This is a genomic window from Streptomyces sp. CA-135486 (assembly GCF_050936555.1).
In the GTDB taxonomy this organism is placed as follows: domain Bacteria; phylum Actinomycetota; class Actinomycetes; order Streptomycetales; family Streptomycetaceae; genus Streptomyces.
Genome location: NZ_JBNJMM010000001.1, coordinates 2221312 through 2247002, shown reverse-complemented (window position 1 = coordinate 2247002; position 25691 = coordinate 2221312). Strand labels below are relative to the sequence as shown.

Annotated in this window: 21 protein-coding genes; 9 read left to right on the top strand and 12 right to left on the bottom strand. The window is 70.3% G+C overall.

Annotated features, from left to right (window positions below; genetic code table 11):
• Positions 1–3: 3 nt before the first annotated feature.
• The 5 genes from ACQEVG_RS10160 to ACQEVG_RS10140 form a co-directional block, all read right to left on the bottom strand.
• Positions 4–321: a bifunctional 3-phenylpropionate/cinnamic acid dioxygenase ferredoxin subunit gene (locus tag ACQEVG_RS10160; RefSeq protein ID WP_432980244.1), complete on the bottom strand. Its 318-nt coding sequence runs from the start codon at positions 319–321 to the stop codon at positions 4–6.
• Entirely contained in the window at positions 321–1517 is a 1197-nt protein-coding gene (sufD, locus tag ACQEVG_RS10155; protein ID WP_432980241.1) for a Fe-S cluster assembly protein SufD, read from the bottom strand. Before sufD ends, ACQEVG_RS10160 begins: the two co-directional genes overlap by 1 nt.
• Before the next feature lie 154 nt (positions 1518–1671).
• On the bottom strand, positions 1672–3093 hold the full coding sequence (gene sufB, locus ACQEVG_RS10150) for a Fe-S cluster assembly protein SufB (RefSeq protein ID WP_432980238.1): 1422 nt from the start codon (positions 3091–3093) through the stop codon (positions 1672–1674).
• A complete protein-coding gene (locus ACQEVG_RS10145; protein ID WP_432980235.1) occupies positions 3090–3830 on the bottom strand; it encodes a helix-turn-helix transcriptional regulator in 741 nt (246 codons plus the stop codon). Before ACQEVG_RS10145 ends, sufB begins: the two co-directional genes overlap by 4 nt.
• A gap of 142 nt (positions 3831–3972) precedes the next feature.
• Positions 3973–7545, bottom strand: coding sequence for a S8 family serine peptidase (locus tag ACQEVG_RS10140; RefSeq protein ID WP_432980232.1), 3573 nt, complete (start codon positions 7543–7545; stop codon positions 3973–3975).
• A 167-nt stretch (positions 7546–7712) separates the two neighbouring features.
• Here ACQEVG_RS10140 and ACQEVG_RS10135 point away from each other — a divergent pair, with 167 nt between their 5' ends.
• The 4 genes from ACQEVG_RS10135 (at position 7713) to ACQEVG_RS10120 (ending at position 11837) form a co-directional block, all read left to right on the top strand.
• On the top strand, positions 7713–8636 hold the full coding sequence (locus tag ACQEVG_RS10135; protein ID WP_432980229.1) for an ABC transporter ATP-binding protein: 924 nt from the start codon (positions 7713–7715) through the stop codon (positions 8634–8636).
• 115 nt (positions 8637–8751) lie between these two features.
• The gene (locus ACQEVG_RS10130; protein WP_432980226.1) at positions 8752–9519 is read left to right on the top strand and encodes an ABC transporter permease; all 768 of its coding nucleotides are present in this window, start codon (positions 8752–8754) and stop codon (positions 9517–9519) included.
• A 115-nt stretch (positions 9520–9634) separates the two neighbouring features.
• Positions 9635–10744 (top strand): hypothetical protein, encoded by a 1110-nt coding sequence (locus ACQEVG_RS10125; protein ID WP_432980223.1) that lies wholly within the window; start codon positions 9635–9637, stop codon positions 10742–10744.
• Positions 10745–10877: 133 nt separating this feature from the next.
• Entirely contained in the window at positions 10878–11837 is a 960-nt protein-coding gene (locus ACQEVG_RS10120) for a COX15/CtaA family protein (protein ID WP_432980220.1), read from the top strand.
• A gap of 34 nt (positions 11838–11871) precedes the next feature.
• On the opposite strand, the gene ACQEVG_RS10115 is transcribed toward ACQEVG_RS10120, so the two are convergent.
• The 3 genes from ACQEVG_RS10115 to ACQEVG_RS10105 form a co-directional block, all read right to left on the bottom strand.
• Complete coding sequence (locus ACQEVG_RS10115; protein WP_432980217.1) at positions 11872–12957, bottom strand: amidohydrolase family protein; 1086 nt, start codon at positions 12955–12957, stop codon at positions 11872–11874.
• Between the two features lie 65 nt (positions 12958–13022).
• Positions 13023–13364 (bottom strand): hypothetical protein, encoded by a 342-nt coding sequence (locus ACQEVG_RS10110; protein ID WP_432980214.1) that lies wholly within the window; start codon positions 13362–13364, stop codon positions 13023–13025.
• 102 nt (positions 13365–13466) lie between these two features.
• Positions 13467–14414 (bottom strand): heme o synthase, encoded by a 948-nt coding sequence (locus ACQEVG_RS10105; protein WP_432980211.1) that lies wholly within the window; start codon positions 14412–14414, stop codon positions 13467–13469.
• Positions 14415–14731: 317 nt separating this feature from the next.
• On the opposite strand from ACQEVG_RS10105, the gene tkt reads away from it, so the two are divergent.
• Genes tkt through pgl form a run of 5 tightly spaced genes read left to right on the top strand, consistent with a single transcriptional unit; the run spans position 14732 to position 21303 of the window.
• Positions 14732–16819: a transketolase gene (gene tkt, locus ACQEVG_RS10100; RefSeq protein ID WP_432980208.1), complete on the top strand. Its 2088-nt coding sequence runs from the start codon at positions 14732–14734 to the stop codon at positions 16817–16819.
• A 34-nt stretch (positions 16820–16853) separates the two neighbouring features.
• Positions 16854–17972 (top strand): transaldolase, encoded by a 1119-nt coding sequence (tal, locus tag ACQEVG_RS10095; RefSeq protein ID WP_432980205.1) that lies wholly within the window; start codon positions 16854–16856, stop codon positions 17970–17972.
• A gap of 3 nt (positions 17973–17975) precedes the next feature.
• On the top strand, positions 17976–19496 hold the full coding sequence (gene zwf, locus ACQEVG_RS10090; RefSeq protein ID WP_432985216.1) for a glucose-6-phosphate dehydrogenase: 1521 nt from the start codon (positions 17976–17978) through the stop codon (positions 19494–19496).
• Entirely contained in the window at positions 19493–20524 is a 1032-nt protein-coding gene (gene opcA, locus ACQEVG_RS10085; protein ID WP_432980202.1) for a glucose-6-phosphate dehydrogenase assembly protein OpcA, read from the top strand. The genes zwf and opcA overlap by 4 nt, the downstream gene beginning before the upstream one ends.
• Positions 20521–21303, top strand: coding sequence for a 6-phosphogluconolactonase (gene pgl / locus ACQEVG_RS10080; RefSeq protein WP_432980199.1), 783 nt, complete (start codon positions 20521–20523; stop codon positions 21301–21303). Before opcA ends, pgl begins: the two co-directional genes overlap by 4 nt.
• A 231-nt stretch (positions 21304–21534) precedes the next feature.
• Here the strand turns inward: pgl and ACQEVG_RS10075 are convergent, their stop codons facing one another.
• Genes ACQEVG_RS10075 through pgi form a run of 4 tightly spaced genes read right to left on the bottom strand, consistent with a single transcriptional unit; the run spans position 21535 to position 25691 of the window.
• A complete protein-coding gene (locus tag ACQEVG_RS10075) occupies positions 21535–21945 on the bottom strand; it encodes a DUF3052 domain-containing protein (protein ID WP_432980196.1) in 411 nt (136 codons plus the stop codon).
• Positions 21942–23531, bottom strand: a complete 1590-nt coding sequence (locus ACQEVG_RS10070; RefSeq protein WP_432980193.1) for a PH domain-containing protein — start codon at positions 23529–23531, stop codon at positions 21942–21944. The genes ACQEVG_RS10075 and ACQEVG_RS10070 overlap by 4 nt, the downstream gene beginning before the upstream one ends.
• Positions 23528–24037, bottom strand: a complete 510-nt coding sequence (locus ACQEVG_RS10065; RefSeq protein WP_432980190.1) for a PH domain-containing protein — start codon at positions 24035–24037, stop codon at positions 23528–23530. Before ACQEVG_RS10065 ends, ACQEVG_RS10070 begins: the two co-directional genes overlap by 4 nt.
• A 4-nt stretch (positions 24038–24041) precedes the next feature.
• Positions 24042–25691 (bottom strand): glucose-6-phosphate isomerase, encoded by a 1650-nt coding sequence (gene pgi, locus ACQEVG_RS10060; RefSeq protein ID WP_432985213.1) that lies wholly within the window; start codon positions 25689–25691, stop codon positions 24042–24044.

Genomic DNA, 25691 nt, shown 5'->3' with positions numbered 1-25691 from the left:
GACTCAGGACTCCTGGGTGACGGAGACGAGCACATCGTCCCCTTCGATCTGTACGGGGTATACGGGGACGGGGCGCGTCGCGGGCAGGCCATTCGGCTTACCGGTACGGAGGTCGAAGCTGGAGCCGTGCAGCCAGCACTCGATGGAGCAGTCCTCGACCTCGCCCTCCGAGAGCGAGACGTTCGCGTGCGAGCAGATGTCGTTGATCGCGAACACCTCCCCCTCGGTGCGGACGACGGACACGGGCGTGCCGTCGAGTTCCACCCGCTTGGGGGTGCCCTCCTCCAGCTCGCTCAGCCCACAGGCTCGGACGAAGGCCATCAGACGGATGCCTCCAGCTCCGCGTCGATCTTGGCGAGCAGGCGCTCCTCGACGTCGGGCAGGCCGATCTTCTGGACCAGCTCGGCGAAGAAGCCGCGGACCACCAGACGGCGGGCCTCGTCGGCCGGGATGCCGCGGGACTGCAGATAGAAGAGCTGCTCGTCGTCGAAGCGGCCGGTGGCGGAGGCGTGACCGGCACCGACGATCTCACCGGTCTCGATCTCCAGGTTCGGCACGGAGTCGACCCGCGCGCCGTCCGTGAGGACGAGGTTGCGGTTCATCTCGTAGGTGTCCGTGCCCTCGGCCTTGGCCTCGATCAGGACGTCGCCGATCCACACCGCGTGCGCGTCCTGGCCCTGCAGCGCGCCCTTGTAGGCGGCGTTGGAGCGACAGTGCGGGGCGTTGTGGTCCACCAGGAGGCGGTGCTCCTGGTGCTGGCCGGCGTCGGTGAAGTACAGACCGAGGAGCTCGGCCTCGCCGCCGGTGCCCGCGTACTGCACGCGCGGGTGGAGACGTACGACGTCGCCGCCGAAGGTCACGACGATCGACTTGAAGGAGGCGTCCCGGCCGACCAGCGCATTCTGCTGGGAGACATGGACGGCCTTGTCGTCCCAGTCCTGGACGGAGACGACGGTGAGTTTCGCGCCGTCGCCGAGCAGATAGTCGACGTTGGCGGCGAGCACCGCGTCACCGGTGTGGTCGATGACCACGACGGCCTCGGCGAACGCGCCGAGCTCGATGATCTGGTGGGCGAAGGCGGTGCCGCCCTCGCCGTGCACGGCGATCCGGACCGGCTCGGTGAGCACCGTCTCCTTGGGCACGGTGACGACCGAGGCCTTCTCGAACGAGGAGTACGCCTGGGCGGCGACCCGGTCCACCGGGGTGCCGGCCCTGCCGAGCCGCGCGTCGTCACGGCCGACGGTCTCGATGACGACGCCCGTGGGCGCGTCGATGTCGACCTTGATGCCGTTGCCGGTCGCGATCGCGGTGCCGTCGTGCAGACCGCGCAGCCGCTCCAGGGGAGTGAAACGCCACTCCTCCTCGCGGCCGTGCGGCACCGGGAAATCCGCCACGTCGAAAGACGGGGGCGCACTCATGCGGGTGGCGACGGTCGACTCGGCGGCCACCGCGACGGCTCCCGCCGTGATGGAGCCGGAGGTGGTGGCACCCGCCGGGATGTTCTGGGCCTGAGCCATGGCTGTCGTACTGCTCGCTTTCTGCCTCGTCGTACTCGCCCGCCGTCGGCGGCCGGGGGGCGGCGCCTTTCGGCGCTGCCCTGCCCTGCCGCCGTGCGGCGCGCTCGGGGCTCAGCGGCTGAGCCCGGGGTCGTTGGTCGTCGCTGCCGGGCGCTCAGCCCACAGAGCCCTCCATCTGCAGCTCGATCAGCCGGTTGAGCTCCAGCGCGTACTCCATCGGCAGTTCCTTGGCGATCGGCTCGACGAAGCCGCGCACGATCATCGCCATCGCCTCGAACTCGGTCATGCCACGGCTCATCAGGTAGAAGAGCTGGTCCTCGGAGACCTTGGAGACGGTCGCCTCGTGGCCCATGGACACGTCGTCCTCGCGGACGTCCACGTAGGGGTAGGTGTCCGAGCGGGAGATCGTGTCGACCAGCAGCGCGTCACAGAGCACATTGGACTTCGCGCCCGGCGCGCCCTCACCGATCTCGATCAGACCACGGTAGGAGGTGCGGCCGCCGCCTCGCGCCACCGACTTGGAGACGATGTTGGAGGAGGTGTTCGGGGCCATGTGGACCATCTTGGCGCCGGCGTCCTGGTGCTGGCCCTCGCCCGCGAAGGCGATGGACAGGGTCTCGCCCTTGGCGTGCTCGCCCATCAGGTAGACGGCCGGGTACTTCATCGTCACCTTGGAGCCGATGTTGCCGTCGACCCACTCCATGGTCGCGCCCTCGTAGGCCACGGCCCGCTTGGTGACCAGGTTGTAGACGTTGTTCGACCAGTTCTGGATCGTCGTGTAGCGGCAGCGGCCGCCCTTCTTGACGATGATCTCGACGACGGCGCTGTGCAGCGAGTCGGAGGAGTAGATCGGGGCCGTGCAACCCTCGACGTAGTGGACGTAGGCGTCCTCGTCGACGATGATCAGCGTCCGCTCGAACTGACCCATGTTCTCCGTGTTGATACGGAAGTAGGCCTGCAGCGGGATGTCGACGTGCACGCCCTTCGGCACGTAGATGAACGATCCGCCGGACCACACGGCCGAGTTCAGCGAGGCGAACTTGTTGTCGCCGACCGGGATGACCGTGCCGAAGTACTCCTGGAAGAGCTCAGGGTGCTCCTTCAGCGCGGTGTCCGTGTCGAGGAAGATGACGCCCTGCTCCTCCAGGTCCTCACGGATCTGGTGGTAGACGACCTCGGACTCGTACTGGGCGGCGACGCCGGCGACCAGGCGCTGCTTCTCCGCCTCGGGGATGCCGAGCTTGTCGTAGGTGTTCTTGATGTCCTCGGGCAGGTCCTCCCAGGACTCCGCCTGCTTCTCCGTGGAGCGCACGAAGTACTTGATGTTGTCGAAGTCGATGCCCGACAGGTCCGAGCCCCAGCTCGGCATGGGCTTCTTGTCGAACAGCCGCAGCCCCTTCAGGCGCAGCTTCAGCATCCACTCCGGCTCGTTCTTCTTCGACGAGATGTCGCGTACGACGGCTTCGGAGAGACCGCGCTTGGCCGCGGCGCCTGCCGCGTCGGAGTCGGCCCAGCCGAATTCGTACGTACCCAGACCCTCGAGTTCGGGGTGGGCAGTCTCCGTGGGGAGAGTCATGCGGGGTTCCTCCCGGCCGTGCTTTCAGATGCTGGTGGTGTGGTGGTCTGTGGGGCGCCGTGCGGGATGAACGTGGTGCAGACGCCGTCGCCGTGGGCGATGGTGGCCAGACGCTGCACATGCGTTCCCAGGAGGCGGGAGAACGTTTCCGTCTCCGCCTCGCACAGCTGTGGGTACTGCTCGGCGACATGGGCGACCGGGCAGTGGTGCTGGCAGAGCTGTTCGCCGATCGGTGCGCTACGCGCCGTAGCAGCGTACCCGTCGACGCTCAAGGCCTTGGCCAGCGCTTCGGTGCGCTCCTCGGGTGGCGCGGCGTCGATCGCCGCGCGGTAGGCCACCGCCTGTGTCTCGAGCCGGGCCCGGGCGAAGGCGGCGACGGCCGCCTCTCCCGCTGCCCCGCCGCCGGCGGTCCGCTCGATCCAGCGGAGCGCGTCGACGGCCAGCGTGTCATAGGACTGGTCGAAGGCGTCCCGCCCGCAGTCGGTGAGGGCGAACACCTTCGCGGGCCGCCCCCGCGTGCGCGCGCCGTAGATCCGCTGCTCGCGGGGCTCGATCACATTGTCGGAGACGAGCGAGTCGAGATGGCGGCGTACGGCTGCCTGGGTGAGGCCGAGCCGGGTCGCGAGATCGGCGACGGTGGAGGGGCCGTGGTCCAGGATGGAGCGCGCGACACGGTTGCGCGTAGAACGCTCACCGGTCGCGAGTTCCTCGTGGGGAGCCTCGCCAACGTTTTTCACAACACCATTGTTGCGTAATTCCTCTGGCGCTGACAACTGCCGTCCAAGGCGTGAGCCGGTGCGCTTCATCACTAAGGGTCACCTAAGCTCAGGGCCCGCCGGCTTTCGCCGGACGGGCCCTGACCAGGTATTTCCCTGCGAATCAGCCCACAAGATCGGGGCGGTCGGTAACCCTGATCGAATTCACCAGAGTCTTGCCGGAATTCGCCACGAATCGCAGGTTGAGCTGGCCGTCCGTCACCTGGACCGTGAAGGCGCGGTCGTGCGCGGTCCGGACGCCCGCTTCAAGCGCCAGATCGAGGTTCGGTACGTACTGCGTCCCCTCGGCCATCACGTCGAAGACCCGGTCCGTCGGGTCCTTGGAGCTGAGCTCGGCAAAGCCCAGCTCGATCCGGTAGGTGCCGGCCGGCAGCCCGTCGAAGCGGTATTCGTACATGCCCTGCCGGGCGGTCCGGTAGAGCTTCGGGTCGGCAGCCCCGGTGATCGCCCGGCTGGTGGAGAGCTGACTGGCGCTGCCCAGATATCCGTACGCGCCGGCGGCGTGCTTGCGGTCCGGGCTCCAGGTGTCACCCAGCGCGTCCACCGAGGACGTGGCCGTGCCGGTGTCGATGGCCGTCCGGTAGGCGGGAACGACCACCTTCACCGGGATGTCGATCACGGGCCTGCGGCCGCTCTCGGACTTCAGCTGCAGGGTCCCGGTCAGGACCGTGCCGGGAGCGGCTCCCGTGGTGTCGACGCTCAGAACCACCTTCTGGGTTGCCCCGGCGGCCAGCTGTCCGGTGCCCGGCGCCACCTTGATCCAGCTCTTGCCGTCCTTCTCGGCGATCGTGAAGGGCGTGTCGGAGCCGGTGTTGGCGAGGGTGAGCGTGCGGGTGCGCTGCTGGGCCGCCGGTGCGACGACGGTCAGCGAGGCGCTGTCGGCGGCCACCCGGCCTGTCTTGAGCACGGCGTCGGACACCGCGATCTCGCCGGACTTCGGGGTCTGCCGTGCGCTCGCCCCGGTGTAGGCGGGGGCGGAGACGGCGATGTCGTACGGAGCGTCGGCGGGCACCTGGAGGAGATAGCCGCCGTCGGCGCCGGTGGTGTCGCTGCCGGTCGCCGCGCCGCCGCTGCTCACGGCCACGGATGCGCCCGCGACCGGCTTGCCGTCGTTGGCGTCGGTGATCCGTCCGGCCACGACTGCGCTCTTGGTGGTACGGAAGCCGATGCTCAGGCCGTCGCGAACGGTGCCCTCGTTGAAGGAGTAGAGCAGCGCGTCGGTGCCGGTCGCGTTCTCGGCGCCGATGGTCGCGCCCGAGCCGTTCTCGAAACCGGTTCCGGAGATGTCCTTGTAGTGGAAGGACGCGGAGCCGTCCTCGCCGAGGACCGCCGCGAAGGAGACCCGCTCGGAGGTGGTCGCCGCGATCAGCGCATTGCGCCACTCGACGACGATCTTCCGGTGCGGGGCGGTACCGGTCGCGGACCAGTACACGCCCGCGTCGGCGTCGACCGTGAGGTTGTCCCAGAACGGATAGAGCGAGCCGTTCGGGGCGAAGCTGGTGGGCAGGGTGCTGTTGCTGCTGGATGTGGAGGCCGTCCCGAAGGAGAGCACCCCGTCGATGGACGCGGTCGCCGCCCGGTAGGTGCGGCCGTAGAAGGCCACCGGCAACGGCAGCTCGAAGGAGGCCGTGCCGAAGGTGGTGCTGGTGTACGCCAGCTTGGTGGCGCCGGCCGGGAAGTCGCCGCCGCCCAGCGCGCAGGCGGTGCCGAAGGCGTCGGTCCGGTCGGGCAGCACGATGTCCTTCGCCGTATTGCCGCTGACCTCGACGCGCACGCTGGTCGCCGATGCGCAGCGGTGGCCGGGGGTGACGGCGAGGTCGTACGTGCCGACCGGGAGGCGCAGCGTGTAGCTGCCGTCGGCGGCGGACCTGGTGGTGACCGGGGTGCCCTGGGCGGTGACGACGGCGCCCGGCTCGGCACCGGCGTAACCGGTGACCTTGCCGGTGACATCGGCGAAGGCCGCCTCGTCGAGCGCGAAGTCCCTGACCGTGCTGCCGTTCTCGACGACGGTGACGGAGCCCTGCGCGGTGACGTATCCGAACTTGGCGACACTCACCTTGTACTCGCCGACCATCAGCTTCGGCAGGGCGTAGCCGCCGTCGGCGCCGCTGGTGAGTGTCGTCTCCATCGGGCCCTCGAAGCGCAGGGTGGCGTCGGCGAGCGGGCCGGCCGCGGTGGTGACCTTGCCGCTGACCGAGCCGAGCGCGCCGCGCGGGGTCGCCGTGACGGCGGCGTACGCGTCGAGGCGGCCCTCGCCGAAGACGTTGTTGTCGGCGGCCGTGCCGCCGCAACCGGTGTTGTCCACGTCGACGGCGGTGGCGTCGAGGAGTTTCTCGGTCTCGGCGACATTGCCGCGGATCGCGGGCGAGGCCGACCACATCAGCGCCACGGTGGCGGCGGTGTGGGGTGAGGCCATCGACGTACCGGAGATGGAGTTGTAGCCGCCGCCGGTCCATGAGGAGCGGACGTTGACGCCCGGGGCGGCCAGATTGGGCTTGGGGCCGCCGGCCTCACCGGTGCCGCGCGAGGAGAACGACGCGATGGTGTTGTTGATGTCGAAGGCGCCGGAGGAGTACGAGTTCGTGTACGCGCCGGGCGATCCGGAGGTGTTGCAGCCCGGACCGCTGTTGCCGTTGGAGAAGGCCGGGAAGATGCCCGCGTCCCGCCAGGACTGCACGACCTCCTTGTACCAGGGGTCGATGACGGCGCTGCCCCAGGAGTTGTTCACCACATCGGGTGCGAGGTCGGGGCGGGGGTTGGCGCCCGCGGGGTCGGTGGGGGCGACGATCCACTGGCCGGAGCGGAGCAGCGAGTCGCGGCTGCAGGAGCTGGTCTCGCAGCCCTTGGCGGCGATCCACTTGGCGCCGGGGGCGACGCCAATCTGGTTGCCCGCGCCGTCGTCGCCGACCATGGTGCCCATGGTGTGGGTGCCATGGCCGTTGTTGTCGCAGGGCGCGGCGGTGGTGCAGATCTTGGCCGGGTCGAACCAGTTGTAGGCGTTGTCGAGGCTGCCGTCCGGCTTCAGCCCGCGGTACTTGGCCTTCACGGCCGGGTGGTCGACCTGCACGCCGGAGTCGATGCTGGCGACGACCACGCCCTCGCCGCGTATGCCGAGTTCGGACCAGACCTTGGGGGCGTTGATCCGGTCGATGTTCCACTCGACGGCGTCCGGACGCGCTTCGTTCCGGCCCGGCAGCGGGTCGGGGATGGTGATCGGGTCGTCGGCCTCCAGCGCTGCGACGTCCGAGCGGGCCGCGATCTTCTCGGCGAGCGCCTTGCCGGCGGTCACCTTGAGTGTGTTGGCGATCCAGAAGGACTCGTAGCGGGCGCCTGCGCCGTTCAGCAGGGCCCGCAGCCCGGCCTGGGACTTCTTCGCGTACGCCAGCTTCGTTTCGTACAGGGTGCGCGCCTTGGCGGTCTTGCCCTTGGCCCTGCGGGCCGCGGATGTGTCGGCCTCATGCGTCAGGGCGACCCAGAAGGTCGCCCTGTCCTTGGCGTCGAGCTGCGCGAGGACGCCGGCCTCGGTCTTGGTCCGATACGCGGACGGTGCGGCGGATAAGGCCGCGTCGGGTTGCTGTGCCTGGGCCGGGGCGGCGCCGAGGGCGATGGGCAGGGCCACGGCCGCTGCGGTCAGGGCGGCGAAGGCTCTGCGCCGTCCCGGGGTGCGTCTAGCCACGAACTCTCCTTCGTGAGTGGGTCCGTACCGACACTCGATCGTGAAGGAATTGGCAGGTTCATGTGAAGAACGCCTCAGGAGCCAGTTCAGGCCATTCCACCCCCGGCCCCCCATGCGTCCCGGCCCCGCTCCTCAGGGGCCTTCGACCCCCGCCTAGACTTCCCGGCATGCGAAGCGAGTCCGTCGTCCAGATCCGTGGCCTGGTCAAGCGATACGGATCCAAGACGGCCGTGGACGGGCTCGACCTCGAGGTCCCCCACGGCTGCGTGACCGCCGTCCTCGGCCCCAATGGAGCCGGCAAGACCACCACGATCGAGACCTGCGAGGGATACCGCCGTGCCGACGCGGGCACCGTGCGGGTCCTCGGCGTCGATCCCGTCGCCGACGCGGCGAGGCTGCGGCCCAGGATCGGTGTGATGCTCCAGTCCGGCGGGGTGTACTCGGGCGCCCGCGCCGACGAGATGCTCCGCCACACGGCGAGGCTGCACGCCCACCCCCTCGATGTGGACACGCTCATCGAACGGCTCGGCCTCGGCAACTGCGGCCGCACCACCTACCGGCGGCTCTCCGGCGGCCAGCAGCAGCGGCTCGCACTGGCGATGGCCATCGTCGGCCGCCCCGAGCTCGTCTTCCTGGACGAACCGACCGCGGGCCTGGACCCGCAGGCCCGCAGATCCACCTGGGAGCTGGTCCGCGAGCTCCGCGCCGACGGCGTCTCCACCGTCCTGACCACGCACTTCATGGACGAAGCCGAAGAACTTGCGGACAATGTCGCGATCATCGACGCGGGCCGGGTCATAGCCCAGGGCAGCCCGGAGCAGCTCTGCCGCGGCGGCGCCGAGAACACCCTGCGGTTCACCGGCCGGCCGGGCCTCGACGTCGGCTCACTGCTGAAGGCGCTGCCGGACGGCACGGAGGCGGCGGAGCTCACGCCCGGCGCGTACCGCATCACCGGTCAGGTCGACCCGCAGCTGCTGGCGACCGTGACGTCCTGGTGCGCGCAGCACGGCGTGATGCCGGACGGCATCTCGGTCGAGCGCCACACCCTTGAGGACGTGTTCTTGGAGCTGACCGGTAAGGAGCTGCGGTGATGGCGCGGGACGACGCCGGTCTCGGCCGGGGGTCCGGCCCGCGGCGAAGCCGCTATGCGGCACAGTGCCCCCCGGGAAGGCACAGCTTGGAGCTGACCGGTAAGGAGCTGCGCTGATGAGCGCCGGTACGTACACGCCGAACCCCGGGGCGGCTCCGGTCGGGCGGATGATCGCGGCGCAGGCGGCGTTCGAGACGAGGATGCTGCTGCGCAACGGCGAACAGCTGCTGCTCACCGTGATCATCCCGTCGCTCCTGCTGGTGCTGTTCTCGACGGTCGACATCATCGACACGGGAGCAGGCAAGGCGGTCGACTTCCTGACCCCCGGTGTCCTCGCCCTCGCCGTGATGTCCACCGCCTTCACCGGCCAGGCCATCGCGACGGGATTCGAGCGGCGGTACGGCGTACTCAAGCGGCTCGGTGCATCGCCGCTCCCCCGCTGGGCGCTGATGACCGCGAAGACCCTCTCCGTGCTGGTCACCGAGGTGCTGCAGATCGTCCTGCTGACGGTCATCGCCTTCGCGCTCGGCTGGTCCCCGCACGGCAACCCACTCGCCGTGCTGCTGCTGCTCGTTCTCGGCACGGCCGCCTTCTCCGGCCTCGGGCTGCTGATGGCCGGGACGCTCAGGGCCGAGGCGACGCTGGCCGCCGCCAACCTGGTCTTCCTGCTGCTCCTGGTCGGCGGCGGAGTGATCGTGCCGCTGGACAGGTTCCCGGACGGCGTCCAGTCGGTCCTCGCACTGCTGCCGATCTCGGCGCTCTCGGACGGTCTGCGCGATGTGCTCCAGCACGGTGCCGCGATGCCATGGGGCGATCTCGGCATCCTCGCCGCCTGGGCGGTGCTCGGCCTGGGCGCTGCTGCCCGGCTGTTCCGCTGGGAGTGAGCGGCGCGGAGTCCGCAGGTCTTCCGCCGGTCCAGGTGTCTTCCGTTCGCACTGACCAACGGGCCAGTATGAGCCTCCCAAGATCCGCCCGGGATCCGCACGGTGGGAGGCCTCGATGGAGCGGACTGCCGCACTGCGACTGGACGCGGAATGGGCCAAGGTCAGGTCCGGCAGGCCCGGCGTCTCACCCCGCGCACGCGAGCGCATGCTGACGGAACTGATCGCCGCGCTCGCCCCGCACGCCGAGGACGACCTCTCGCTCACCGCGAGGCTCAGCATGCGGTACGGCGATCTGGCGCGCCACCACTTCGACACCGGCCGCCGCACGGAGGCTCTGACCGCCGTCGGCGAGGCGGTCCTGCGCTGCGAGGAGCCCGCCCGGCACGACCCGGAGCACGCCCGCTGGTACGCCAGGGCGCTGATCAGCCAGGCCGTCTATCTCGCCGAGCCGCTGAGCGACGAGCTGGGTCTGCCGCGGTACGCGTTCCAGCCGGAAGGTGAACAGCCACCGCCCTGCGATCGCGAGGACGGGCTCGCAGCGCTGGCGGCCACCCGTCGGGCCATCGAGGTCTGGGAGGGTCTTGACCCGTCGGACCCGCACAACCGGGAGGGTCTTGCCCAGGCCCATGTCTTCCTCGGCGACCGGCTGGAGGAGCTGGGGCAGCCGGTGGAGGCCGCGGCCTGGGCGGTGCGGGCGGAGCGGGAGTTCCATGGCCTGTGGCCGGGCTCCGAGGCGAGCGAGTCCAGGCATGCCGCCGCCCTGGAGCACCTCGGCGACCAGCTGGAACGCCGGCTGCGGCGCTGCCCCTTCGACGAGGGCCTGATCCGGCTGCGTGCCCAGGAGCTGCTTCCGGCACGGCTGCTGCCGCTCGCCGTGGTGGCTGCGCGCATCGAGGGCGTGGAGCCGGATGCGATCGCCGAGGGGCTGCGGCTGGAGGGCGCGGAGGTCCGCAGGATCCTGCGGGCGCGGTCCTGGCGCGCGGTGTGGCGGTTCGACATACGGGATGCGGCGGACGGGACCTGGCGTCCGATGACGTATCCCTGGCGCGGCATGGACGCCGTCACTGACCGCAGCGCGGCGGCGGTCGGGGCGGAGCTGACGGACGCGTTCCTGAACTCGCCGTACCGGCCGCCGACCTCGGCGCACTGGCGGATCGCGGTGTGGTGGGAGGAGGAGGACCATCTGGACGGCTCGTGCTTCCGAAGGACGTACGCGCCGTCCTGACCCCGGACCGAACGGAACCCGGCCCGGGAACCGACCCAGGAACCGAACGGAACCCGGCCCGGGAAGCGGCCCCGAACGGCCGGGACCGACCCCTCGTGAAAACGTGCACAATCGCCGCCCTACGATAGAGCCCGTGCAAACCCCCCTCGCCCACATCGCCAAGCGCTGGACGCCCACCCCTGAGACGGTGCGGCGCGCCGCGCTCTCCGCCGTCGTCATGAGCGTGGTCATCATCGTCACCGGCGGCGCGGTCCGGCTGACCGGCTCCGGTCTCGGCTGCGACACCTGGCCCAAGTGCACGGACGACAGCCTCTTCGCCACGCCCGCGCAGGGCATCCACGGCGCGATCGAGTTCGGCAACCGGATGCTGACCTACGTCCTGTCGGCCGCCGTCGGCTGGACGATCGTCGCGGCGAGCGCGGCCAAGCCGCGGAGACGGCGGCTGACCCGGCTGGCCTGGGCGCAGTTCTGGATCGTGATGGGCAACGCCGTTCTCGGCGGCATCACGGTCATGGCGGGCCTCAACCCCTGGACCGTGGCGGGTCACTTCATGCTCGCCACCGGGCTCCTCACGGTCGCCACCGTCACCTGGCAGCGGGCCCGCGAGGGCGACGGCACACCGCGCCCGCGCGTCCCGCGCCCGGTCCGCAAACTGTCGTGGGCGATCGTCGTCACCTCGGCACTGCTCATCGCCCTGGGCACCTCAGTGACCGGTTCGGGCAAGCACGCCGGCGACAGCAGCGAGGTGCCGCGGATGCCGTGGGACTGGGTGGACGCCGCACATGTCCACGCGGCCGCCGCCTGGGTGGTCTGCGCACTCGCCGTCGCGATGTGGCTGGTGCTGCGGGTGGTCGACGCCCCCGACGACATCCGGGCGCGCGCCCGGGACCTGCTGCTCGTGCTGCTCGCCCAGGGGGCGGTGGGCTATGTGCAGTACTTCACGCATGTCCCGGAGGCACTGGTCGCCGCCCATATGCTCGGCTCCGGGCTGATGTGGATCGCGGTGGTGCGGCTCGCGCTGAGCCTGCGCGAGCGCCCGGAGGAGACCGCGGAGGTCCCGGCCCAGGCCGACCCGGCGCTGTCGAACGCCTGACAGCCGCGTCCGGCACCCGGCGCGCACCCGTTGGTCACCCGTCGGACAGTCCGTAGATACGGCGTGCATTGCCCGCCGCGATCATCGCGGCGACCCGGTCCGCGTCCGCACCGGCCCAGGCCCCGTCGCCGACCCAGCCTCCGAGCACCCGCGCGAGCGCCTCGCGGAAGATCCGCGCGCCCACCACATGCAGCTCGGGCAGCCCGCGCGCACCGCTGGAGAAGAGCAGCTTCCCGAACGGCGCGAGCTCCAGGATCTCCGCGAGGACGGCCGCGGCCCGCGCCCCCGTATGCACGAGGGCGGGTCCCAGATCCGCGTACACATGCGGAAAGACGCTCGCCAGATGTGCGGCATGGCGGTGGTACGGATAGCCGTGCAGCAGCACCAGATCGGTGCCGAGTCCCGCAGTGGCGGCCGCGAAGCCGGCCATCAGCATCGGGTCCTCCACGCCGACGTGCAGCTGGAGCGGCAGCCCCGACGCGACCGCGATCCACAGGACGTGCCGCACCAGTACGGGGTCGGTGAGCGGGCCGCCGACCTGCCGTCCGGCCAGCCAGCGTCCGGCCGCCCCGCGGACCTCCCCCGGGCCGGGCGGCTCGGGGGCGAGGGCGAGCCCGTGTCCCACGGCTGCGACGGAGGTGAAGGCGACGGCGGACGCGGCGGCTCCGTGGACGCCCTCGGCGAGGTTGGCGAGGAAGCTGTCGACCGTGCCCGAGGTGTCGGCGACCTGTTCCGCGACCAGTTCCAGGCGCACGATCTCCCGCGCCTCGGCCGCACCCGCCGCGGCGATCTCGGGCGGCCCGGTCAGATCTCCCGGCAGCCCGGTGTCCACCAGATAGGTGGAGATTCCGCTGCCCCTGAGCAGCCGCCTGCCCGCCTCCAGCACACCCAGCTCACGGCGGCGGGCGAGATAGCGGGCGGGCGGGCAGTGCGGCTCAAGACCCAGCAGCGGCGGGCACCAGCGCCGTACCGCGAAGCCGGTCTGGGTGTCGAAGAAGGTGGTGCCCGGGGCGGGCGGTCCCGCGGTCCTGCCAAGGTGCGCCTCGAAGGTGCCGAGGCCCAGCTCCGTACGGAGCACTCCGTGGCAGTACTGGTCCACGAGGGTCGGTGTGTCGATCATCCGGGCTCCCAGTCATGGACTGTGTTTCCACAGTCCTAACGGGGGACACCCGGGTGAGGTGTTGCTCAGCCGTTGGACGGGCCTCCGAGCTGGATGCCTGCCATCCGGGTCCACTCGTACGGACCGGTGCGGACCTTCGCCGCGAAGTCGCCGTCGAACGACTCGTGCAGCGTGATCCCGGCCTTCTTCGCGGCGCCCTCGGCGATGGCGTTGCTCGGCGCGACGAGGTCGCCCCAGCTGCCGTCCTCGCCGACGAGCACGATGCGGGTGCCCATCTGACCGATGTACGCGAGCTGCCCCTCGGCACCGCCGTGCGCCTTGGCGAAGGCGCCGATCTGCTTGGCGAGCCTGGCCGCCTTCCGCTCCGCGCGGGCTGCCTGCTTCTCGTCAACCTGGGTGTCTGCCATACCCAGGATGCTACCGATGGGTAGATCGTCTGGCGATACCCGGCTGCGTGGCGTGAGCCACTGGGGCTCCGCCCCAGACCTCGATTGAGGCCAGAAAAAGTGCTACCGCAGGAAGGGGTCCACCGCGACCGCCACGAAGAGCAGCGAGACATAGGTGATGGACCAGTGGAAGAGCCGCATCTCCTTGAGCTTGCCGCCCGTCACCCCGCTCTTCGCGCGGTTCTGCAGGGAGTGCGCCTCCCACAGCCACCAGCCGCCCGTCACCAGCGCCACCGCGGTGTAGAACCAGCCGGTGTAGCCGAGCGGCGTCAGCAGCAGGGAGACCGCGACCATCACCCAGCTGTAGAGGACGATCTGGCGGGCCACGACCCTGTTGGAGGCGACGACGGGGAGCATCGGGACGCCCACGCGCGCGTAGTCCTCCTTGACCTTCATCGACAGCGGCCAGTAGTGCGGCGGCGTCCAGAAGAAGATGACCAGGAAGAGGATGACCGCCGCCCACGACATCGAGTTGGTGACGGCGGACCAGCCGATCAGCACCGGCATACAGCCGGCGATGCCGCCCCAGACGATGTTCTGCGAGGTGCGGCGCTTGAGGATCATCGTGTAGACGACGACATAGAAGAGCAGTGCGCCCAGCGACAGCGCTGCCGACAGCCAGTTGACCAGCAGGCCGAACCAGAGGGTGGAGACGACCGCGAGCACAAGGCCGAAGACCAGGCCCTCTCGCGGGGAGACCATCCCGGTGACCAGAGGGCGCTGCGAGGTGCGGTCCATCAGGGCGTCGATGTCGCGGTCGATGTACATGTTGAGCGCGTTGGCGCCGCCGGCGGAGAGATAGCCGCCGACGCACGTGGTCAGCACGAGCCAGAGGTCGGGCACATCCTGGGCGGCGAGGAACATCACCGGAACGGTGGTGATCAGCAGCAGCTCGATGATCCGCGGCTTGGTCAGCGCCACGAATGCCTTGACGCGGGCCCCGAACGGCCGATGGCCCCCCGGGCTGGGAGTCAAGACGACCCCTGCGGGTCGGGACTCGACGGCCGTCACGCACACCCCTGACAGAGAAATCCCAGCAAGCTCCGGGAGTGAAGACCCGGTAAAGACTTGCGCGTACCACGCCACTCTAGACGTTGCCCAGACGCCGATCTTCGCGGGGGTGGACTCGTGTTGAGCCGTCGCCGCACGGCGCACGTATACATCGCCGGGAGGCGAGGATCCGGCCGGGACGGCACCCTGGCTGTGTCCGGCGTTTTGAATGGCGAACACTCGAAAAGTTGCCCATTGCTCCGGGGGTAGGCTCGACAACGCCCGGTGCTTCCGTCGTCACCGGGATACGAACATGTGGAGAGGAGCCCTGACACAGGGTGAGCACCAAGCCGACCACCACAGACCTCGAGTGGACCGATCTGGACCAGCGGGCTGTTGACACCGTCCGCGTCCTGGCCATGGATTCCGTACAGAAGGTCGGCAACGGCCACCCCGGTACGGCCATGAGCCTCGCGCCCGCCGCGTACGTTCTGTTCCAGAAGCTGATGAAGCACGACCCCGCCGACCCGGACTGGACCGGCCGTGACCGGTTCGTGCTGTCCGCGGGCCACTCGTCGCTGACGCTCTACATCCAGCTCTACCTGGCCGGGTACGGCCTGGAGCTCGACGACCTCAAGGCCTTCCGGACCTGGGGCTCGAAGACCCCCGGCCACCCGGAGTACGGGCACACCCCGGGCGTCGAGACGACGACCGGGCCGCTCGGCCAGGGTGTCGCCAACGCGGTGGGCATGGCCATGGCCTCCCGCTACGAGCGCGGCCTGTTCGACCCGGACGCCGCCACGGGCACCTCCCCGTTCGACCACACCATCTGGGTCATCGCCGGTGACGGCTGCCTCCAGGAGGGCATCTCCGCCGAGGCCTCCTCGCTGGCCGGGCACCAGAAGCTCGGCAACCTGGTGATGCTGTGGGACGACAACCACATCTCCATCGAGGGCGACACCGAGACGGCCGTCTCGGAGGACACCCTCAAGCGTTACGAGGCGTACGGCTGGCACGTCCAGCGCGTCGAGCAGCTGCCCAACGGCGACCTCGACCCGGCCGGGCTCCACCGGGCGCTGAAGGCGGCGCAGGCCGAGACCGAGCGCCCCTCCTTCATCGCGGCCCGCTCGATCATCGCCTGGCCCGCGCCGCACGCGCAGAACACCGAGGCCGCGCACGGCTCGGCGCTCGGCGACGAGGAGGTCGCGGCCACCAAGCGTGTCCTCGGCTTCGACCCGGAGAAGTCCTTCGAGGTCTCCGACGAGGTTCTCGCGCACACGCGTGAGGCGCTCGACCGCGGCCGCGAGGCCAAGGGCGAGTGGGAGAAGACGTTCGCCGCCTGGCGCACCGCCAACCCGGAGCGTGCGGCCGAGTTCGACCGGATCCGCTCGACCGAGCTGCCCGCGGGCTGGGAGGACCAGCTGCCGGAGTTCGAGACCGGCAAGAGCGTCGCCACCCGCGCCGCCTCCGGCAAGATCCTGCAGGCGCTGGGCGCGGTCATTCCCGAGCTGTGGGGCGGTTCCGCCGACCTCGCGGGCTCGAACAACACGACGATCGACAAGACTTCGTCCTTCCTGCCCACGGGCAACCCGCTGCCCGGGGCCGACCCGTACGGCCGCACGATCCACTTCGGCATCCGTGAGCACGCGATGGCCGCGTCCATGAACGGCATCGCGCTGCACGGCAACACCCGCGTCTACGGCGGCACCTTCCTGGTGTTCTCCGACTACATGCGCAACGCGGTGCGGCTCTCGGCGCTGATGCACCTGCCGGTGACGTACGTCTGGACGCACGACTCGATCGGTCTCGGCGAGGACGGCCCGACCCACCAGCCGGTGGAGCACCTGGCCTCGCTGCGCGCCATCCCTGGCCTGAACATCGTCCGCCCCGCCGACGCCAACGAGACCGCGATCGCCTGGCGGGAGATCCTCAAGCGCTACACCAAGAAGTTCGGTGTCGGCGCCCCGCACGGCCTGGCGCTGACCCGTCAGGGTGTGCCGACGTACGAGCGCAACGAGGATGCGGCGAAGGGCGGTTACGTCCTGTTCGACGCCGAGGGCGGCGACCCGCAGGTCGTGCTGATCGGCACCGGCTCCGAGGTGCACCTCGCCGTCGAGGCGCGTGAGCAGCTGCAGGCGGCGGGCATCCCGACCCGGGTCGTCTCGATGCCGTCCGTCGAATGGTTCGAGGAGCAGGACCAGGGGTACCGGGACTCCGTGCTGCCGCCCGCCGTGAAGGCGCGGGTGGCGGTCGAGGCCGGTATCGGTCTGACCTGGCACCGTTTCGTCGGCGACGCGGGCCGCATCGTTTCGCTGGAGCACTTCGGCGCTTCGGCCGACGGCAAGGTCCTCTTCCGCGAGTTCGGTTTCACTGCCGAGAACGTGGCCGCCGCCGCGCGGGAATCTCTTGAAGCCGCCGCGCGCTGACGCCGGTATACGACTAGTAGGAGATGCAATTCTCATGACAGACGCACTCAAGCGCCTCTCCGACGAAGGCGTCGCGATCTGGCTCGACGACCTGTCCCGCAAGCGGATCACGTCCGGCAATCTCGCCGAACTCATCGACCAGCAGCACGTCGTGGGCGTCACCACCAACCCTTCGATCTTCCAGAAGGCGATCTCGCACGGTGACGGTTACGAGCAGCAGCTCACCGACCTCGCCGTGCGCAAGGTGACCGTCGAGGAAGCCGTACGGATGATCACGACGGCGGACGTCCGCGACGCCGCCGACATCCTGCGGCCGGTGTTCGACGCCACCGGCGGCCAGGACGGCCGGGTCTCCATCGAGGTGGACCCGCGCCTGGCGCACAACACCCCGGCGACCATCGCCGAGGCCAAGCAGCTCGCCTGGCTGGTGGACCGCCCGAACACGCTGATCAAGATCCCGGCGACCAGGGCCGGCCTGCCGGCGATCACCGAGGTCATCGGCAAGGGCATCAGCGTCAATGTCACGCTGATCTTCTCGCTTCAGCGCTACCGCGAGGTCATGGACGCCTACCTGGCCGGTCTGGAGAAGGCGAAGGCCGCCGGACTGGACCTCTCCAAGATCCAGTCCGTGGCGTCCTTCTTCGTGTCCCGCGTGGACACCGAGATCGACAAGCGTCTGGACGCCCTGGGCACGCCCGAGGCCAAGGAGGCCCGCGGCAAGGCGGCTGTCGCCAACGCCCGGCTGGCGTACGAGGCGTTCGAGGAGGTCTTCTCCTCCGACCGCTGGGCCGCGCTGGACAAGGCGCAGGCCAATAAGCAGCGTCCGCTGTGGGCCTCGACGGGCGTCAAGGACCCGGCGTACAAGGACACGCTGTACGTCGACGAGCTCGTCGCCCCCGGCACGGTCAACACCATGCCGGAGGCCACCCTCGATGCCACCGCCGACCACGGCGGGATCACCGGTGACACCGTGCGCGGGAGGTACGAGCAGGCCCGCGCCGAGCTCGCCGCCGTGGAGAAGCTCGGTATCTCCTACGACGAGGTCGTACAGCTGCTCGAGGACGAGGGCGTCGAGAAGTTCGAGGCGTCCTGGAACGACCTGCTCAAGTCGACCGAGGCCGAGCTCGAACGCCTCGCTCCTTCGGAGGGCTGAACACTGCCAAGCAGCAATCCGCTGCGTGACCCCGCAGACCGACGGCTCCCGCGTATCGCGGGGCCGTCGGGCCTGGTCATTTTCGGTGTCACGGGCGATTTGTCACGTAAAAAGTTGATGCCTGCCATCTATGACCTGGCCAATCGCGGCCTGCTGCCGCCGGGCTTCTCGCTCGTCGGATTCGCCCGCCGCGAGTGGCAGCACGAGGACTTCGCGCAGGAGGTCCACGACGCCGTCAAGGCCCATGCCCGTACACCGTTCCGCGAGGAGGTCTGGCAGCAGCTCATCCAGGGGATGCGCTTCGTCCAGGGCGACTTCGACGACGACAACGCCTTCGAGACGCTGAAGAAGACGATCGCGGAGCTGGACGAGGTGCAGGGCACCGGGGGCAACTTCGCCTTCTATCTGTCCGTACCGCCGAAGTTCTTCCCCAAGGTCGTCAAGCAGCTCAAGAAGCACGGACTGGCCGAGCAGCAGGGCTCCTGGCGCCGCGCGGTCATCGAGAAGCCCTTCGGCCACGACCTGGCCTCCGCCATGGAGCTCAACCAGGTGGTGCACGACGTCTTTCCGGCCAACGAGGTCTTCCGGATCGACCACTATCTGGGCAAGGAGACCGTCCAGAACATTCTGGCGCTGCGCTTCGCGAACACGCTGTTCGAGCCGATCTGGAACCGGTCGTACGTGGACCATGTGCAGATCACCATGGCCGAGGACATCGGCATCGGCGGCCGGGCCGGCTACTACGACGGCATCGGCGCCGCCCGTGACGTCATCCAGAACCACCTCCTCCAGCTGCTCGCACTGACGGCGATGGAGGAGCCCGCCTCCTTCGAGGCGGACGCGCTCGCGGCCGAGAAGACCAAGGTGCTGGGCGCGGTGAAGCTGCCCAAGGACCTGGCCGCCGGAACGGTGCGCGCGCAGTACGCCTCGGGCTGGCAGGGCGGCGAGAAGGTCGTCGGCTATCTCCAGGAAGACGGCACCGACCCCAAGTCGAAGACCGACACGTACGCGGCCATAAAGCTGGAGATCGACAACCGCCGCTGGGCGGGCGTCCCGTTCTACCTCCGTACCGGCAAACGGCTCGGCCGCCGTGTCACCGAGATCGCGGTCATCTTCCAGCGCGCCCCGCACTCCCCCTTCGACCACACGGCCACCGAGGAACTCGGGCAGAACGCCCTGGTCATCCGGGTCCAGCCGGACGAGGGCGTAACGCTGCGGTTCGGCTCGAAGGTGCCGGGCACCTCGATGGAGGTCCGGGACGTCTCGATGGACTTCGCGTACGGCGAGTCCTTCACGGAGTCCAGCCCCGAGGCCTACGAGCGGCTGATCCTCGACGTCCTGCTCGGTGACTCCAACCTCTTCCCGAGGCTGACGGAGGTCGAGCTGTCCTGGAAGATCCTCGACCCGATCGAGGAGTTCTGGGACAAGCACGGCAAGCCCGCGCAGTATCCGGCCGGTACGTGGGGGCCGGTCGAGGCGGACGAAATGCTCGCACGAGACGGACGGAGCTGGCGTCGGCCATGAAGATCGACCTTACGGACACCACCTCCAGCAAGATCAACAAGGCCCTGGTGCAGGGGCGGCGGGCGATCGGCACGCCGGCCGTCGGCATGGTGCTCACCCTCGTCATCGTCACCGACGAGGAGAACGCCTACGACGCGCTGAAGGCGGCCAACGAGGCGTCGCGCGAGCACCCTTCGCGCAAGCTGGTCGTCATCAAGCGGGTCTCGCGCTCCCCGCGCGACCGCGCGAAGCCGCGCCTGGACGCCGAGGTGCGGGTCGGCGCGGACGCCGGCACCGGCGAGACGGTCGTACTGCGGCTGTACGGCGAGGTCATCAACCACGCCCAGTCGGTGGTCCTGCCGCTGCTGCTGCCGGACGCGCCCGTCGTGGTCTGGTGGCCGGTGAACGCTCCGACCGACCCGGCCAACGATCCGCTGGGCTCGCTGGCTCAGCGCCGCGTTACGGACACCTACGCCTCCGAGCAGCCGGTGCACGAGCTGACGGCGCGCGCCGAGACCTACACGCCGGGCGACACCGACCTGGCCTGGACCCGGATCACGCCGTGGCGCTCGATGATCGCGGCAGCCCTCGACCAGGTCGACTGCAAGGTCACCTCGGTCGAGGTGGAGGGCGAGGAGTTCAACCCGAGCTGCGAGCTGCTCGCGATGTGGCTGGCGGACCGGCTGCATGTGCCCGTGAAGCGGTCGCCCTCGTCCGGTCCGGGCCTCACGGCGGTGCGGATGCAGACCGACAACGGGCCGATCGGGCTGGACCGGGCGGACGGCTCACTGGCGACGCTGTCCATCCAGGGACAGCCGGACCGGGCGGTGGCGCTGAAGCGGCGTGAGACGGCCGAGCTGATCGCGGAGGAGCTGCGGCGGCTGGACCCGGACGACACATACGCGTCGGCGCTGCGGTTCGGCGTGGACCGGCTGGCGGACGGGGACCCGTCGGCTGCGGATGCGAAGTCCGGGGCCGATGCGAAGTCCGCTCCGGAGGCCTCCCCGGCGAAGAAGGCCGCCCCGGCCAAGAAGGCGGCCACGAAGTGAGTGCGCCACAGCTCGTCGTCCACCGCGACAAGGAACTGATGGCACAGGCCGCGGCGGCCCGGCTGATCACGAAGATCGTGGACGCCCAGGCCGCGCGCGGCGCGGCGTCGGTGGTCCTGACGGGCGGCCGCAACGGCAACGCCCTGCTGGCCGCGCTCGGAGCCTCCCCGGCCCGGGACGCGATCGACTGGCCGCGGCTCGACCTGTGGTGGGGCGACGAGCGGTTCCTGCCCGAGGGCGACCCGGAGCGCAATGTCACACAGGCCCGCGAGGCCCTGCTGGACAGCGTGCCGGTGGACCCGAAGCGGATGCATGCGATGCCCGCGTCGGACGGTCCGTACGGCAACGACGCGGACGCCGCGGCGGCGGCGTACGCCGCCGAACTCGCCGCGGCGGCAGGGCCGGAGGACCACGGCCCGGTGCCGACGTTCGACGTCCTGATGCTGGGCGTCGGCCCGGACACGCATGTGGCGTCGCTCTTCCCCGAACTCCCCGCGGTCCGCGAATCGTCCCGCACGGTGGTCGGCGTCCACGGCGCCCCCAAGCCCCCGCCGACCCGTACCTCCCTGACTCTCCCGGCGATCCGGGCGGCACGCGAGGTATGGCTGCTGGCGGCGGGCGAGGACAAGGCGAAGGCGGTGGCGATAGCCCTGTCGGGCGCGGGCGAGGTCCAGGCCCCGGCGGCGGGGGCGTATGGCCGGAGCCGGACGCTGTGGCTACTGGACGCGGCGGCGGCGTCCCAACTGCCGAGGGGCCTGTACCCACCTGCGTCGCCCTGACGGGGCTCCGCCCCGGACCCCCGAACGCGAACTTCCGGCGCGTGTCCTCAATCGCCGGACGGGCTTGATATGCCCCGGCACATCAAGCCCCGCCGGCGTTTGAGGCGCGGGGCCCGGGGCGGAGCCCCGGTTACGGGATGGGGGTACTCCCCCTGGCTGCGCCGGGGGCACCCCCACCCAGGCGAAGCTCTGGGGGGAGGGCGGGGTGGGGAACAGGCCCGCCGCAGGCGCTCACCCGGCCCGGTTCCCCAGGCGGCGGACGAACTTCAGGCCCGACCAGTCCTCCCCCAGCGCCGCCACCTTCACATCCACCACCCCCAGCGGCAGAAACACCTCCCGCAACCCGTTCTCGGTGATGTCGCTCTCGTGACCCCCGGCCTTACGCGGCCACGCGATCCAGAACATCGCCCGGTCCGCCAGGCCTTCGACGAGCGTCGCCGCCTCGGCCGCCACATCCCCGTGCGTACGGTAGAACGCGAGCGTCACATCGGCGTCCCGCGAGCCACGCTCCCCCACCGTGACCCCCTCGGGCAGATCGGGGATCGCCCAGCCCGGGGGCCGGTGCCTGAGCACCACGCGCTGACCGGGTTTGATGCCGATCTTCTTGGCCAGCGGAGTGCCCGAGTACCCGGATGCGGTCATACGGGGATTGTCGCGCCGCCCCCGGACGCACCGCATCCCGTCACCCGGTCGTCCCGTACAAGGAACCGTTCCAGCAGCCCCGGCACCGCCTCCGCCGCGAACTCCAGCCCCTCACCCTCCGCCGCGTCGTACACCGAGTACGCCCCCGCTCCCGCCGCCGTCGTTGCCGTCAGGGTCACGACTCGCGCGCGGCGCTGGAAGACCGACTGCTTCACCGTCCAGCCGATGACACCGCCGCGCTGGAGCGCGACCGTCGCGCGCCGGACCGTGCCGGAGCGGGCCAGGAGGTAGCCGCCGCTGATGCCGTGGCCCAGGCTGCGGTATGCGTCCAGGGCGAGGATGACCGCGACCGGCAGTGCGACGACCGCGCAGGCACCCGCGATGTACAGCAGTACGGGAGTGAGCCAGGCACCCAGAGCGGCCGGCGTCAGCAGGGGCAGCAGCGCCGAGGCGAGCGCCCAGCGCAGGCGGCGGGTGCGGGCTGCCGAGGGGTGGGCGGTCAGGCGGGCCGCGCTCGTCGGGGAGACGGCCTCCCGCAGCACCTGCGCGGCCACCTCGTCCGCCACCGCACGCGGGGCGGGTGGCAGCAGCACCTTGAGGTCGGCGTGCTTGTCCTGCTCGTCGTCGCTGAGGCCGGTGGCGACCGCGTCGAGGCGGGCGGCGCCGAAGAGTCTGATGCCGAGCGGCTCGACGAGTTCCACTCCGCGCAGACGGCGCTCCTCCATGGATATCGAGCGCGCGGTGAACAGGCCTCGCCGCACCCGGAGTGTGCCGCCCGGCTCCCGCTCCAGGCGGTAGTTCCACCACATCTCGATCCAGAGACCGAGCGCACCGACGACACCTGCGGCCACGGCCGCGACCACGAGCACCACGACCATCCAGGCGAGGGGAGTGTCCTGGAAGCGGTCCCGCACCCAGTCGATGACCTTGCCCTGCGCCCCGAACCACTCGCTGACCTGCATCACGCCACCGACTGCCGCGCCGCCGAGGAGGGGGGCCACGAACGAGACCGGTGCGTAGCGGATCCAGGACGGGTCGAGGGCGGCGAGCTCGCCCTCCCGGTGCGTGCCGGCAGCGGTCGCCGTGCGGGCGAGCAACTCCGTACGCAGCCGCTCGCCCTCCACCTTGCCGACCGCGTCGAGCTCCAGCGTGGACTCGCCGCCGGTGTGCTCGCCGGTGCCGATGCGCACCTTGACCAGACCGAGTATCCGCAGCAGCGGATTGGCGGACAGGTCGACGCTGCGGATCCGTTCGCGGGCCAGCGAACGGCGTTTCACCACCAGCAGTCCCGTATGAAGTTCGGCGCGCTCGGGGCCGATGCGGTAGCGGGTCCTGCGCCACCGTACGTAATCCGCGGCGCTGCCGGCCGCGATCAGCAGCACGGCTCCGGCCAGCACCCAGCCGAATGCCTGCCACAGCGGCATGCCGCCCGCGAGGCCGAAGGCGGTGGGCAGCGCGCCGCCCGCGGCGGCACCCGCCATCACGCACGCGGTGACCAGGACCGTACGCCGGTCCAGCCGCCGCCACTCCGCCGCCAGGGGCTCGCGGGGCGCAGGAACCCCCGACGCCCCGCCGGGCTGGCTCATGTCGCGTCCCCGGGCGTCGCCCGGGTTATCCGGGTCAGCCGCTCCGCCAGCTCCGCGGCGAGCTCATGGTCGAGGCCCTCGATCCTGATCGCGCCCTTGGACGAGGCGGTCGTGACGGTCACCGTGGCGAGCCGGAACGCCTGCTCCAGCGGTCCGCGCACCGTGTCCACGGTCTGGATCCGGGACATGGGCGCGATCCGCCACTCCTGCCAGAACGCCCCCGTACGGACGTACACCGCTTCGTCCGTGACCTCCCAGCGGTGCAGCCGGAACCACCACGCGGGGAGGAAGGCGGTGCCGGTCAGACCCAGCACCGCCAGCGCTCCGGCGATGGTCAGCAGCCAGGAGCGCGCGGGCGCAAGGAGCGCGCCCAGCACGGCCAGGACCGCCACCGGTACAGCGGTCGTCAGCAGCAGCTGAACCCGCCACCAGCCGACAACCCGCTCATTCAGCGCCTGGTTGGGCGGCCTCAGCCGAACGGCGCCCTCCCCGCTCTCCCCCGTCATCGGCTCAACGACCGCGCAGCGTGCGGTATGTGTCCACCAGCGTCGCCGTCGAGCTGTCCAGCTGCTCGCCACCTGTCCCTGCCGTCAGCACCGGCTCGATCTTCTTGGCGAGCACCTTGCCGAGCTCGACCCCCCACTGGTCGAAGGAGTCGATGTGCCAGACGGCTCCCTGGACGAACACCTTGTGCTCGTACAGCGCGACCAACTGGCCCAGCACGGACGGGGTCAGCTCGTTGGCGAGGATCGTGGTCGTCGGGTGGTTGCCCTGGAACGTCTTGTGCGCCACCAGTTCCTCGGGCACGCCCTCCGCCCGCACCTCCTCAGGCGTCTTGCCGAAGGCGAGTGCCTGCGTCTGCGCGAAGAAGTTGGCCATCAGCAGATCGTGCTGGGCGGCCGGGCCCGGCGACAGATCCTGGACGGGATTCGCGAAGCCGATGAAGTCCGCCGGGATGAACCGGGTGCCCTGGTGGATCAACTGGTAGTACGCGTGCTGCCCGTTGGTGCCCGGCGTGCCCCAGACGACGGGACCGGTCTGCCAGTCCACCCGGTTGCCCTCGCGGTCCACGGACTTGCCGTTGGACTCCATGTCGAGCTGCTGGAGATAGGCGGTGAACTTGCTCAGATAGTGGGAGTACGGCAGCACGGCATGCGACTGCGCGTCGAAGAACTCGTTGTACCAGACCCCGATCAGGCCGAGCAGCATCGGCGCGTTGGCCTCCGCCGGGGCGGTGCGGAAGTGCTCGTCGATCAGATGGAAGCCGTCCAGCATCTCCCGGAAGCGGTCCGGGCCGATCGCGATCATCAGCGAGAGCCCGATGGCGGAGTCGTACGAGTACCTCCCGCCGACCCAGTCCCAGAACTCGAACATGTTCGCCGTGTCGATGCCGAAGTCGGCGACCTTCTCGGCGTTCGTGGACAGCGCCACGAAGTGTTTGGCGACGGCCTCCTGGCCGGCCCCCAGCTCGGTGAGCAGCCAGTCGCGTGCCGAGGTGGCGTTGGTGATGGTCTCGATGGTGGTGAAGGTCTTGGAGGCGATGATGAACAGCGTCTCGGCCGCGTCCAAGTCCCGTACGGCCTCGTGCAGATCGGCCCCGTCGACGTTCGAGACGAAACGGAACGTCAGATCGCGCGCGGTGTAGGAGCGCAGCGCCTCGTACGCCATGGCGGGGCCCAGGTCGGAGCCGCCGATGCCGATGTTGACGACATTGCGGATGCGCTTGCCGGTGTGGCCGGTCCACTCGCCGGACCGGATCCGGTCGGAGAAGGCGCTCATCCTGTCGAGCACCGCGTGCACGGCCGGCACCACGTTCTCGCCGTCCACCTCGATCACGGCGTCCCGCGGCGCGCGCAGCGCCGTGTGCAGGACGGCCCGGCCCTCGGTGGTGTTGATCTTCTCGCCGCGGAACATCGCGTCCCGCAGCCCGGCGACGTCGGTGGCCACGGCCAGCTCGCGCAGCAGCGCCAGGGTCTCGTCGGTCACCAGATGCTTGGAGTAGTCCAGGTAGAGATCGCCGACCTGGAGGGTGTACGCCCTGCCGCGGTCCTGACCGGCCGCGAACAGCTCCCGCAGATGCGTCTGTCCCAGCTGCTCGCGGTGCTTGCCGAGAGCGATCCATTCCGGCGTCCGGTTGAGCCTGGTGCCTTCTGCGTTCAT

Bases quoted from the DNA above. Each gene is read 5' to 3' on its own strand.
- ACQEVG_RS10075 (WP_432980196.1), bottom strand. From the start codon at position 21,945: ATGACCGCATCCGGGTACTCGGGCACTCCGCTGGCCAAGAAGATCGGC.
- ACQEVG_RS10135 (WP_432980229.1), top strand. From the start codon at position 7,713: ATGCGAAGCGAGTCCGTCGTCCAGATCCGTGGCCTGGTCAAGCGATAC.
- opcA (WP_432980202.1), top strand. From the start codon at position 19,493: ATGAAGATCGACCTTACGGACACCACCTCCAGCAAGATCAACAAGGCC.
- ACQEVG_RS10130 (WP_432980226.1), top strand. From the start codon at position 8,752: ATGAGCGCCGGTACGTACACGCCGAACCCCGGGGCGGCTCCGGTCGGG.
- ACQEVG_RS10110 (WP_432980214.1), bottom strand. From the start codon at position 13,364: ATGGCAGACACCCAGGTTGACGAGAAGCAGGCAGCCCGCGCGGAGCGG.
- sufB (WP_432980238.1), bottom strand. From the start codon at position 3,093: ATGACTCTCCCCACGGAGACTGCCCACCCCGAACTCGAGGGTCTGGGT.
- ACQEVG_RS10160 (WP_432980244.1), bottom strand. From the start codon at position 321: ATGGCCTTCGTCCGAGCCTGTGGGCTGAGCGAGCTGGAGGAGGGCACC.
- ACQEVG_RS10115 (WP_432980217.1), bottom strand. From the start codon at position 12,957: ATGATCGACACACCGACCCTCGTGGACCAGTACTGCCACGGAGTGCTC.
- ACQEVG_RS10125 (WP_432980223.1), top strand. From the start codon at position 9,635: ATGGAGCGGACTGCCGCACTGCGACTGGACGCGGAATGGGCCAAGGTC.
- ACQEVG_RS10070 (WP_432980193.1), bottom strand. From the start codon at position 23,531: ATGAGCCAGCCCGGCGGGGCGTCGGGGGTTCCTGCGCCCCGCGAGCCC.
- ACQEVG_RS10065 (WP_432980190.1), bottom strand. From the start codon at position 24,037: ATGACGGGGGAGAGCGGGGAGGGCGCCGTTCGGCTGAGGCCGCCCAAC.
- tal (WP_432980205.1), top strand. From the start codon at position 16,854: ATGACAGACGCACTCAAGCGCCTCTCCGACGAAGGCGTCGCGATCTGG.
- sufD (WP_432980241.1), bottom strand. From the start codon at position 1,517: ATGGCTCAGGCCCAGAACATCCCGGCGGGTGCCACCACCTCCGGCTCC.
- pgi (WP_432985213.1), bottom strand. From the start codon at position 25,691: ATGAACGCAGAAGGCACCAGGCTCAACCGGACGCCGGAATGGATCGCT.